The sequence below is a fragment of the Helicobacter bilis genome, assembly GCF_900198365.1.
In the GTDB taxonomy this organism is placed as follows: Bacteria; Campylobacterota; Campylobacteria; order Campylobacterales; family Helicobacteraceae; genus Helicobacter_A; species Helicobacter_A bilis_B.
On record NZ_FZMS01000030.1, the window covers coordinates 1 to 11425 of the forward strand.

The window sequence follows — 11425 nt, forward strand, 5'->3', positions numbered from 1 at the left end:
AGGCTTTGATTTTTACGACATGCAAAGTATAAAAAAATACCATGATTGCTACTTGCAAACAAAGATATTAAAGCCCCCAAGTAACTTTTTATTGTGCTTGTATGAAAAAGGTGAGTTTAGCCCAGATGAAGAAGCCTTAAAGTTTTTAGAAAACTATAAAAAAGGGCAAGAGAGGGCAAAGATAGTACAAGAGAGGGCAAAGATAGTACAAGAGAGGGCAAATGAGCTCTCAAATAAAGCTTTTATTGATTCTGTGCGTAAAAAGCTGGGATTAAAAGAGCAAGAGACAAAAAGGGCAATATATAAGTTTTTTTTGCTTTTTCTTCGTTCTTTGCTTTTGCTTCCTTTGTTTCATCTTTTGAGTATTTTTCACCATAGCTAATAAGGCGAATATATGCGATATGCCAAGATGCGATGTATTTTGCTTCAATAAGACTCTTTTTTGATTCTATGTCCTTTGTGTATTCTACTAGAATTTCTTTTGTATTCTCAAAATCCTTAAATGATAGCTCCTTTATTGAATCTAGCTTTGTTTTTATCTCTTGTATTTGTTCTTCATCTGCATTATTATTTAGTTTGTTTATCTCTTGCTCTATTTTTGCTAACTCTACAAAGTGGCGATAAAAGCTATCTTTTTTATAGCTTAAAATATCAAGCTGGGTGATATTGGCGCGTATCATATTTTGAGCGTTGCTAAAATTTCGGCGATGATGAAGCCCTATGTTTAGATAATTTTGCACAAAATTATCAAACTTTTCATCTGAAAGCATAAAGGGCAGAATAACTTTAAAATATTCTTCTTGGATTTGTTGAGACTTAAATTGCTTCTCTACACCACTGGTTTTATCTTTATCTGCACCATCTTTTGTAAGATAAGAAACAATAGCTTCTTTAAGCCTTTTTATATCACCTTTATCAAAATATGGCTCAATATAGAATCTATACCACATTTGCTTAGTTTGCTTGATAGATATTGAATATTTTTCCTTATTTTTTAATTTTTTGTAAATTTTAAATTCAATTTTTGGAATAAAATTTACAAAATTCTATCTAAATAGAATAGTTAAAACAATAAAAATGGAAAAATTTTACAATTTTGCTTTTATAAACATTGATAAATGTAGAATGTTTTCTTTTCAAAAACACAGAAAGCATTGTAGCGGTGGGGTCTTGTGTATGGAAAATATATTCCTTTGCATCACTTAATAAACGCACTAGAATTACGCTGTATTTTTAAAGAAAGGAGAATAAATGGCGGTTACCAAGAGTGGCTATTGTATTTGATAGTGAAAATAATGCTGCTCAAACACGGCAACGCATTACAACAAGTATGGAGCGTGTGTTAAGACACGGCAATATTGTGCTAAAAGCAGCCTTTGGATTTGCATCTAAGAGACTTCAGCAAACCTATCGTGAATATGGAATCACAAATTATAGTAGAAATGGAAGAATAGATACGCAAAAAAATATCGCAGATATGCGAATTTGCAAGTATGCAAAAGAGCATTACAGAGAGTTTGATTGCCTTGTGATAGTGAGTGATGATAATGACTTTACCCCTTTGCTTACTTTTTTGAAAGAAAGGGGCAAAAGAGTGATTGTATATGGGACAAAAAGAGTTGGGAGAATGCTTTTGTGTGAAAGTAATGAATATTATGAGTTAAGAAAGGTGTGCCAATGAAGATTCTTATTACAGGTGGGCTAGGATTTATAGGATTAAATCTCATTCAGTCGTTAGGAAGTGAGAATGAGATTGTGATTTTTGATAAAAAGAGTTTGGGTAGTGTGTGTGAGATGTATGGATATGGGAATACAAGGTTTTTACATAAATCGCATATAAGGGCGGCAAAAGGTGATATTTGTGATGAAAAGTTGCTCTTTAGCATTTTAAATGCGACAAAATTTGATTGCATTATTCATTTATGTGCTATCTCAAGTGTGGCTGAAGCAGAATCTAATAAAGATGAATGCAATAGGGTAAATGTCTATGGCAGTGAAGTGTTGCTTCAAACTTTGAGTAAATCTATATCAAAAAATGCAGGGATTATTTTTACAAGCAGTCGAGAAGTTTATGGTGATACAAAGGGGCAAATGGCAAATGAAAATGCAGTAATGAATCCCATCAATCAATATGGAAAAAGCAAGCTTAAATCACAGCAGATTGTAGAAAATTATGCAAAAACTAATCATAATCCTTGCATAATTTTTCAGCTTAGTAATGTCTATGGGGGCTACTTTAATAAGCCAAGTAGAGTGATACCAAAATTTAGTGCAAAGCTAATGGCTGGACAAGAGATTTGCGTTTATGGTGGAGATCAGATTCTAGACTTTGTGTATATCGGTGATGTAATTTCTTGTATTAAAAAAGCCATAGATGTATTATCTCATACAAAACTTTGTGAGCGTTTTATCTTATCAAGTGCTAAAGGTGTGAGATTAAAAGATCTTGTGTTATTGCTAGAAAATGAGTGGCAAACAAAGGCAAAGGTGTGTTATGAATCTAGACGAAATTTTGAAGTGGAAAATTTCATAGGAGATAATACAAAGGCAGTGAAGTTTTTTAATATGAGATTTAAAGATATTACACAGGGCTTAAGTCTTTATGTGAGGTTATGTCAAGCAAATAGATTAGTTTTAAAACACACACAAAAGGAGTTAGTATGCTAGATACAAAACTTAAGATTCTAAAAGTTATACACGGATTTCCGCCAGATTTTATGGCAGGAAGTGAAGTGTATTCTTTCACACTATGTAAAGAACTTGTAAAAGAAGGACATAAGGTATTTGTTTTTACACGGATTGAAAATGAGTTTGATGAGCCTTATACGATTTATGATGAAAGCTATGTGAATGGGGAGTTTGTAAGAGATTTTCATTTATTATCACAAGATAAGCATTTATCTATCCGCAGGGTAAATAAGAAAAAAGGATTACACATATAAGGATAAGTTTTATGATGAAGGGATTGAGAGTGCATTTAGGGAGTATTTGGAGCAAGTGGAGCCAGATATTGTGCATTTTGGGCATTTGGCTCATCTCTCAATAAACCTTGTAAAAATTGCAAAAGAGTATCAAAAGCCAGTCGTTTTTACTCTGCACGATTTTTGGCTTTATTGCGTGAAGGGGCAGCTTATAGATTCTAATCTTTTGCTATGTGATGGTCCTAGTGTAGAGAAATGCAAGGCTTGTTCGCCATACACCATTATGGAATCTGAAGTGAAGAAAGCCCTAGAAAATCTCAAAGAGATAAGAGAAAGCATAGATATGTTTATATCGCCCTCACACACGCTTAGGGATTATTTTATCAAAAACGGCATACAAGAAGATAGGATTATCTATCAAAAATATGGCTTTGATAAAGCAAGTATCACTTATAAAAAAAGGGTTTTTGGACTAAAAGATAAAATAAGGTTTGGATATATGGGGCGGATTATCCCAACTAAAGGCATAAAAATCTTATTAGAATCTTTTAGAATGCTTACTCAAAATCACCCAGAACAAAAGCTTAGAATCTATGGGAATATAGGTAGTAGTAAGCGATTTTTACAAGATAGCTTTGTGGAATTTATGGGTGGATACGATAATAAAGAGATCGATAGAATCTTGCAAGAGATTGATGTCTTAATTGTGCCTTCCATTTGGCTTGAAAACTCGCCGCTTGTGATACAAGAAGCATTTTTAGCGGGTGTAGCTGTTGTGAGTGCGGATATTGGCGGTATGTTTGAGTTAATTGATAAAGACAAGGGACTTTGCTTTAAAGCAAGAAGTGCAGAATCTCTAAAAAATGTGCTAGAAAAAATCATACAAAATCCCAGCATTTTAAATGCCCTGCCAGATAATAGGGATAGTGTAGATTCTATCCAGCAAGATTATCAAACAATATTTTCTATTTATACAAAACTTTTAAAGGAGACAAAATGAAACTACATAGAATAACAATTGACACAAATCCAGATACTTGCAACTTCAAATGCAAAATGTGTGATACACATGGTATCTATAATGAAGGCTACAAAAAAACTCGCCCTGATATGCCTTTGGAGTTATTAAATATTGCTTTAAAAGGGGCAAAAAATGCGGGAGTAAAAGAGATTATCCCAACGACAATGGGAGAGCCAACGCTGTATAAATATTTTGAAAATATTGTAGAGTTTTGCAAAGATAATGATATAAAGCTAAATCTTACAACAAATGGCTCACAACTTTTTAGCAAACGCTATGATGAAGCATATATCAAAGAAAATCTTTTAGCAGTTTTAAGTGATATTAAGATTTCGTTTAATAGCCTAGATTCTAAAGTCAATGAGTCTATTATGTATAAAAGCGATACAGAATCTACAATAAAGCGTATAGAGAGATTTTGCCTACTGCGAGATAGGCACAATAAAAATGTAAGTATTACCTTGCAAATGACTTTTATGCGAAGTAATTTGGATTCTATTATTCCCTTAATTGAATATGCGATTGCAAAAGGGATTAATCGCATTAAAGGGCATCAGCTTTGGATAACACACAAAGAGTTAGAATCTGAAGCCCTGCATACAGATGAAACTTATAAGAAAAAATGGAATGCCCTTGTAGAATCTCTTATGCCCTATGAAGATAAAATTAAGCTAGAAAACTTTATGCCATTTGGTGATGAAAGTATGGATTCTACTACACAAAAACAATGCCCTTTTTTAGGCAAAGAGCTATGGATAAATTATAAAGGCGATATAAGTGTATGTTGTGCGCCGGATAATTTAAGAAAAGAGCTTGGCGACTTTGGTAATATCAAAGATTCCACACTTTTGCAAGTTTTAGAATCTAAACAATATAAAAATCTTGTAGAAACATATCAAACAAAGGAGGTATGCAAACAATGCTTACTCAAAAAATAAATCTTAAAGATGTTTGCTTAAGTCTTTGTGAAACGCATCATATTTGCAATGGAGTGCCACTTTATAAAGAGCGGTATAAAAAGGTGTTAAGCTATCACAAGACAACTATATTTCAAGATGGGATCGCTCCTGTTTTTATAGAAAAAGATGGCAAGGAAGAAGCATTTTTCATAGATACACAAGGAAAAAATATATTTGAAAAAAGCTTTTTTAAAGCATTTGGATTCTATGAAGATTTAGCAGCAGTGAGTGATGAGAGTGGATTCTATCATATCAATGACAGCGGAGAAGAAGCATATAATAATCGCTTTGCTTGGTGTGGAAACTTTGTCAATGGAGCGTGTGTTGTTAGGGATAAAAGTGGTTTATATTTTCATATTGACGCACAAGGCAAGGCACTTTATGAGCATAGATTTAGCTATGTGGGAGATTTTGTTTATAACATAGCAGTAGCAATGCTAGAAAATGGCAAAGCAACACATATTTGTAAAGATGGCACATTTTTGCACGGAAAGCTATTTGAATCTTTAGGGCCTTATCATAAGGGTGTGGCAGTCGCTAAAGATAATCTTGGATATTTTCATATTGACAAAAACGGCAAGGCATTATATGCGGATAGATTTGCAAAATTAGAGCCTTTTTACAATGGCAGGGCATTTGCTACTACTTTGTGTGGGAAGCAATGTATTCTTAATGAAAAAGATTATTCTTTAGAGGTCTTAGAATCTAATTCAAATGGGTGGGTGCAGGGTTTAGGGTGCGAAAAATGGGATATAGAATCTAAACAAAATCTAGATTCTATAAAAGATATTTCGTGCTTACGCACTCAACATGACAAGAATATGGAATCTAATGAAATTAAAGATAAGACAAGCGTAGCATATCAAAGATATTTTTCAGAACTTGCTTTTAGCTTTATGTCATTACAGATATTGCGTAGTGTGTTTGAGCTTGGTATTTTGGAATCCTTGCAAAATAAAGATTTTAAAGCACAGAGTTATAGCCAGACTTTGCTTATAAATTGGCTTTTACAAAATGGGTTTATCTATAAAAACACACGATCTTGCTATATTCTCACGGCAAAAGGACAAGAAGCTTTAAGGCTTAAAAAGGTCTTTTTATATTGGCTTGATTTGCCCTATTTGGTAGCACACAAACTTCCGGAAAGTCTTAAAGAAAATAAAGAAAAATTTAGTAGTATTTTTAATGCAGGATATTTTGATATGTTGCATAAAGATTCTAAGCAGCAGGAGCTTTTTTCAGCTATGGCGCATTTTTATGCGAGTGATTATAGCGATTTTATGCCTATATTACATAATGAAGTCGTGTGTGATATAGGTTGCGGTAGTGGTGCTTTGCTAGATTCTATTGTGAAAAAATATCCAAATATACGCGCCATTTATGCGGATAAAACAGATTTGCGTATGAATAAAAGTGGTGTTTTTATAGAGATTGACTTTTTTATGCCATTTTCTATTCAAGCAGATGTGTTTATAATGAGTAGGATTTTGCACGATTATGATGATTGCAAGGCGATTAAGATTCTACAAAATATCGCAAATTCTATGACAAAAGAAAGCAGACTATATGTTATAGAATCTTTGCAAGATGAGAAAAAGCAAGACATTGAAGTTAAGGTTCATTTGCTTAATTTCTTAGGTGGAATGGAGCGGAGTTTGATGGAGTATGAAAATATTGTAAGTAAAAAGCCATTATATAACCCCAGCGTTATAAAAAACACTCCAAACGCCCAAAATACCGATACTCTAAACACTAAGCAAAAAAGCCTTTTTGCTTTTTGTGTATCCTTTTATGTATCCTTTTTTCATTACTACATAAAATTACAAGTAAAATAACACATACTCCAAAGATTTAACCCTTTAAAATACCATTCAATTATAACTTAGAATACAAACCTTTTTTATATGATTCTTGCATTAAGTTTATAAGTTACATTTTCACTTTACAAAGTGTTACAAACTAAGCAATACAAAATTACAAATTAATTAAAGCTTTGATACAAATTAAAATTACACACAATACAAAAACATTAAAGACTAGATACAAACTTAATAAAACATACAATACAAACATTACTAACAAACAAAAGATTAAAAGATACATTAAAAACATAAAAAGGTATTAAAAACATGACTTGTATTTAGATTATGATTAGCTTGTAATAAATGTATGATTGAGTTATGCAAGTAGTGTTAAAGTATGTTTGCTTTGTTTTCAGTTTGTTAAAAGCCTTTGTAAGTCTTAAGCATTGTTTGCAAGTGTGTTAATGTTTTGCTTTGTATTGCATTGCAATTACTTTATAAGCCTTTGCATGTGTTAAGCATTAATATTATATACTAGCATACACATTACACACATACTAACATTAATGTTTATGCGTGAGCCGCACATAAAAGCATACAAATACATTTAAGCATACACTAGCACACAATAAAAGCAAGTTGCAAAGCTTTAAAACCCTTGCGTTAACTCCCTCTGATTGTATTCATAATCGATAAAGCATTACTAAAAAAGCCGCCAGTATCTTTACTCTCTGTAATCTCAGTTTCTTTAACCTTCCATTTTCCCGTTTTATCGTCGTATTCATGCTTATGTGTAAATTCTATTTTCATCTGTTGTAAAGATTGTAATTCTTTTTGATAGTTATTAATATTATTTTGATACTCATTTATTGCTTGTGTGTCATTAGGATTATATTTTTTAGCATTTTTAAGCCTTGTTTGCTCTGCACTTATAAAGGCTTCACGCGATGTTATATCATCTTGTATAGCTTTAAATTTATCTTGTAATTCACTATGCTTTGTCGCTTCATCTGTTTTATCAGTTATACCAATCATTGCTAATAAATCGTTTATACTATTTTTAGTCCCTTTTACGCCCCCGCTTACACTATTAATTACACTTGATATTGTGTTATATGTACCCCTTGTGTCTTGTATTAAAGCAGGTATATTATTAATTACCTCTTTTATAGAATTTTGATTAATATTAGCCCCTAGCCATAAATCTGCTACTTTTAACATAGCTTTATATGAAGTATCGCTCCTTAAATCATTAAAACCGCCTCCTATGCCTTCAATCGCATTACTTAAGCCCTTATTTACTCCACTAGCAGAATCTACAAAAAAAGCCTCCATTTGATTCTGTGTTTTTTGCCACTTTTTGCCTAGCTCAGTCATCTTATTAATATTTTCACTACTTGCTACATCTTGCAAAGCATTATTAAAAGCTTTGCTAACATTAGGTAATTCACTACTTAAAGCCCTTAATTGATTTACACTTAATCCCCCGCTTAGATTCTGTATAGCTTCATGGAATATATCATTAAATGAATCATCAAACATACTATCCCTTGATTTATCTAGCAGGGTTTGTAATTGTGTTTGCCAGTCCATTTTTACCCAATCATTCTGGTTTATTCCAAGTTGAGCCAAATCTGTGCTAGTGTTTATGCTTGTTTTATTGTCTTGTATATGTGCGATTATGTTATATAAATCATCTTTATTTCCAGTGATTGACTCACTCATATTTTGCACGGCTTGTAAGCTTCTGCCGCCAAAGTTTTTAATCCCAGTTGCTTTTGCTTTGTGTTGATTATTTATATAACCTTTGCCAAAATTAGCAATTCCAGCCCCTATACCCCCAGCACTAGCAAGTCCAGCCATACCTACAAATGAGACCATTTTCATTTTACTATATATCGTGTCTAAATATTTTTTAGTTTGTTGCAACTTATTATTAAAATTATTAAGGCTTTTATTTGCTTTATTAAAATTTACCATATGTGCCTGTAATGCCATAAACTTAACACTAGATTCTGCTTCTTTAAGGCTTTTAATAGTCTCCCTTAGCATTTTAGTAGAGTTACTGCCCTTTTCAAACTTATTTAACTCTTTATTCATACTGCGTAAAGCTTGTAACCCTTTGTTAATATTTGCTAATTGTTTCTCAAATACTACACTAGCCATTTTAATCCCTTGTTTTATTTATATTATGTGTTATTATAGCCAATTGCTTTATATTGCAATCACTTTATAAGCCTTTGCATGTATATTAATGCTTATGCGTGTTTAGCATTGTTTGCTAAGAGCCAAGCATAAAAGCACATGTAAGCCTTTGTAAATACATGTAAGCCTTATAACCTCATCATATAATAACCTTTGCTTAATGATGAGGTTAGCAAAAACACATAACATGTAACACATAAACCTTTAAACCTTTGCTTATTCTGTATAATACCCTTATTTTAAACATTCCAAAATATCAAATATAAAGGCAATCATAAAAATGAGTAGAAAAATAAGCATACCATATAAAGACATCATTCCAAAGTATCAAACAGGGTATTATTCAATATCACAATTAGCTAAAGAATATAACATTTCAAAAAGCACATTAAGCAAGTATATTAAAGAAAATAATGTAAGAATTAACGAACGGGCACAAGAGGCTACAAACGCCTTAAATGAGGGCTTTTCAACGCTTGAAAAAATAATTAACGAACGGGATTTAAAAATTAATGAACGCCCAAAAGAAACACAAAATAACGATTTAATAGAATGCAAAAATATTAATACTTTAATTGTCAGTGAAGTTATAGAGATAGTCAAACAAAAAAACCCTTATTTTGCGTATATATTCCAAGATTTAAGCAATAAGGTATTAAAAATAAGTAGTGATTTATTAGATAGTGGCATAACAAATACAAAAGATTTAAAAAATATTACTTCAGCAATGAAAGACATTAACGATACATTGCAAGTTATACCAAAACCCCCAGCATTAGCACAGCAAATAAACATTAATAAAGAAAACAATAACATTAACAATAATAAAGAATTTGTAAAAACGATTGAAGTAGAGATTATAAGCAATGAAAACTAGAATATATAAAGCTTTAAAGCCTTGTTTATATTGCTTTATAAGCCTTTGCATTGTTTTATATTACCTTGCTTTAATGCTTTGCTTTGTGTTATTGTGTGTGTAGCTTTATAGCTTTGTATTGCATTGCAATTACTTTATAAGCCTTTGCATGTGTTAATCTTTAAGTATTGCATACTAGCATATACATTACATAAGCACATATAAGCATATACATACACATAACATACACTAGCACACAATAAACCCTTAAAAGTCTATTATTACACTATTGGTATTTAATGCCTTATTGTTAGCTTTGTCTTGTGATATTTCACTACTTAACAATAAATCATTACTTGTAATACTATCATTAAGGATTAATTCAGTTTCTAGCGTGTTAATTTCATTGCTTACTAGCATAACATCATTACTTGCTTGTATTGTAGCGTTATTGTCTTGTAAGTCGTTATTAGCGTTATCAGTGCTTGAAACTTCATTAAACACATCATTACTTGCTAACTTGTTAATATTATTGCTTAATTTATCATGCCTTTTAATATTAAGCAAGTTTTGTATATTGCTATAAAAGGCTTTACCCGCATAATCAAGTAAAGTATTATTAGACTTTGCAAAGTTATCGATATGCTTCAATATCATAAGCATATCATATAAGGCTTTTTTGCTTTGTTTATGCTTTATATCATAATCCATATTATAAAACCCTGCCAACTTGCTTTTATACTTATAGAATGCTTGTCTAGTGATATTATATTTTATGCAAATATTGCTTACACTATCAATACAAGCTACATAATCAATTAAAGCATTAGCAAGTATGTTATTATTGTTATTATTGTTAGCTTTGTTATTAGCTTTATTGCTTGTCTTATTGCTTACCTTGCCTTTTGCCTTACTTTGTGTCTTATAAGCATTTGTATTAAAGCCTTTGTTTGTGTTATTGTTTGTATCAATCATTACATGCCCCCTTATGCTTTTAATAAGTCATTATATTTATACTCGTTTTTTAAGTGATGTGTATTTATGCAAAAATCACAATTACTTAAATGATTAGATAGCTTACTATGTTTTGTATAGTCGCATGTATCACAATCTACACAATCTACACAATCTACACAATCTACACAATCAAAGCAATTACTGCAAGTTTCACACATAATACAATCATTACAATAAGAGCATTCTGCACACTTTATACAATCAGTGCATGTGTAGCACTCATTACAATTAGTGCAATACTCACATGAGCTACAAGCCCCGCATTCCTTACAATTTATGCAATAATCACAACCTACACACATAATACAATCATTACAATTAATGCAACCCTTGCAATTAACACACGCCCTGCAATCCTTACAATTCACACAATTTACACAATCAAAGCAATTAATTAACCCTTTGCTATATTCAGAGGCTTCATTTTCAGTATATGCCTCTGCATTCCATTTGTTATTATTACTATCTATATAATACCCATTCTCTAGTTTTAATTCCATAATCAAACCTTTAATAAAAAATCAATCAAATAAAAAACATTTAAAACCTTAACCCTTAATCCTTAGCTAACAAATCAATATTACATAACATAGCATTACATAACATTACATGATTTATAACTAATAAGCCTTATAACCCCATCA

At 31.5% G+C, this 11425-nt stretch carries 11 protein-coding genes; 7 read left to right on the forward strand and 4 right to left on the reverse strand.

Features of this window, described 5'->3' with window-relative positions:
* Window positions 1-242: 242 nt before the first annotated feature.
* A complete protein-coding gene (locus C6H08_RS04885) occupies window positions 243-950 on the reverse strand; it encodes a hypothetical protein (protein WP_104686122.1) in 708 nt (235 codons plus the stop codon).
* A 317-nt stretch (window positions 951-1267) separates the two neighbouring features.
* Between C6H08_RS04885 and C6H08_RS04890 the strand changes: the two genes are divergently transcribed.
* From C6H08_RS04890 to C6H08_RS04915, 6 genes are read left to right on the forward strand one after another with little or no spacing between them, the layout of a single operon-like run.
* Window positions 1268-1681 (forward strand): NYN domain-containing protein, encoded by a 414-nt coding sequence (locus C6H08_RS04890; protein WP_034579313.1) that lies wholly within the window; start codon window positions 1268-1270, stop codon window positions 1679-1681.
* The gene (locus C6H08_RS04895; protein WP_034563415.1) at window positions 1678-2667 is read left to right on the forward strand and encodes an NAD-dependent epimerase/dehydratase family protein; all 990 of its coding nucleotides are present in this window, start codon (window positions 1678-1680) and stop codon (window positions 2665-2667) included. The genes C6H08_RS04890 and C6H08_RS04895 overlap by 4 nt, the downstream gene beginning before the upstream one ends.
* Window positions 2661-2942 carry a glycosyltransferase family protein gene (locus C6H08_RS04900; protein WP_034563412.1) on the forward strand — a complete coding sequence of 94 codons (282 nt, stop codon included), beginning with the start codon at window positions 2661-2663 and terminating at the stop codon, window positions 2940-2942. Before C6H08_RS04895 ends, C6H08_RS04900 begins: the two co-directional genes overlap by 7 nt.
* Before the next feature lie 22 nt (window positions 2943-2964).
* Window positions 2965-3921 carry a glycosyltransferase gene (locus C6H08_RS04905; RefSeq protein ID WP_267892881.1) on the forward strand — a complete coding sequence of 319 codons (957 nt, stop codon included), beginning with the start codon at window positions 2965-2967 and terminating at the stop codon, window positions 3919-3921.
* A complete protein-coding gene (locus tag C6H08_RS04910) occupies window positions 3918-4880 on the forward strand; it encodes a radical SAM protein (protein WP_034563407.1) in 963 nt (320 codons plus the stop codon). The genes C6H08_RS04905 and C6H08_RS04910 overlap by 4 nt, the downstream gene beginning before the upstream one ends.
* Complete coding sequence (locus tag C6H08_RS04915; RefSeq protein WP_158656810.1) at window positions 4862-6736, forward strand: methyltransferase; 1875 nt, start codon at window positions 4862-4864, stop codon at window positions 6734-6736. The genes C6H08_RS04910 and C6H08_RS04915 overlap by 19 nt, the downstream gene beginning before the upstream one ends.
* A gap of 630 nt (window positions 6737-7366) precedes the next feature.
* Here the strand turns inward: C6H08_RS04915 and C6H08_RS04920 are convergent.
* Window positions 7367-8869, reverse strand: a complete 1503-nt coding sequence (locus tag C6H08_RS04920; RefSeq protein ID WP_034580065.1) for a GumC domain-containing protein — start codon at window positions 8867-8869, stop codon at window positions 7367-7369.
* Between the two features lie 319 nt (window positions 8870-9188).
* Here C6H08_RS04920 and C6H08_RS04925 point away from each other — a divergent pair, with 319 nt between their 5' ends.
* Window positions 9189-9785 carry a helix-turn-helix domain-containing protein gene (locus C6H08_RS04925; RefSeq protein WP_104686124.1) on the forward strand — a complete coding sequence of 199 codons (597 nt, stop codon included), beginning with the start codon at window positions 9189-9191 and terminating at the stop codon, window positions 9783-9785.
* Window positions 9786-10031: 246 nt separating this feature from the next.
* Here the strand turns inward: C6H08_RS04925 and C6H08_RS04930 are convergent, their stop codons facing one another.
* Both C6H08_RS04930 and C6H08_RS04935 read right to left on the reverse strand, forming a co-directional pair.
* Window positions 10032-10739, reverse strand: coding sequence for a hypothetical protein (locus tag C6H08_RS04930; protein WP_034579343.1), 708 nt, complete (start codon window positions 10737-10739; stop codon window positions 10032-10034).
* 11 nt (window positions 10740-10750) lie between these two features.
* Window positions 10751-11281, reverse strand: coding sequence for a hypothetical protein (locus tag C6H08_RS04935; protein WP_052099974.1), 531 nt, complete (start codon window positions 11279-11281; stop codon window positions 10751-10753).
* Between the last annotated feature and the right edge of the window lie 144 nt (window positions 11282-11425).

Coding starts and splice junctions, on each gene's coding strand:
- C6H08_RS04895 (WP_034563415.1), top strand. CDS start 1,678: ATGAAGATTCTTATTACAGGTGGGCTAGGATTTATAGGATTAAATCTC.
- C6H08_RS04915 (WP_158656810.1), top strand. CDS start 4,862: ATGCTTACTCAAAAAATAAATCTTAAAGATGTTTGCTTAAGTCTTTGT.
- C6H08_RS04910 (WP_034563407.1), top strand. CDS start 3,918: ATGAAACTACATAGAATAACAATTGACACAAATCCAGATACTTGCAAC.
- C6H08_RS04900 (WP_034563412.1), top strand. CDS start 2,661: ATGCTAGATACAAAACTTAAGATTCTAAAAGTTATACACGGATTTCCG.
- C6H08_RS04935 (WP_052099974.1), bottom strand. CDS start 11,281: ATGGAATTAAAACTAGAGAATGGGTATTATATAGATAGTAATAATAAC.
- C6H08_RS04925 (WP_104686124.1), top strand. CDS start 9,189: ATGAGTAGAAAAATAAGCATACCATATAAAGACATCATTCCAAAGTAT.
- C6H08_RS04885 (WP_104686122.1), bottom strand. CDS start 950: ATGTGGTATAGATTCTATATTGAGCCATATTTTGATAAAGGTGATATA.
- C6H08_RS04920 (WP_034580065.1), bottom strand. CDS start 8,869: ATGGCTAGTGTAGTATTTGAGAAACAATTAGCAAATATTAACAAAGGG.
- C6H08_RS04930 (WP_034579343.1), bottom strand. CDS start 10,739: ATGATTGATACAAACAATAACACAAACAAAGGCTTTAATACAAATGCT.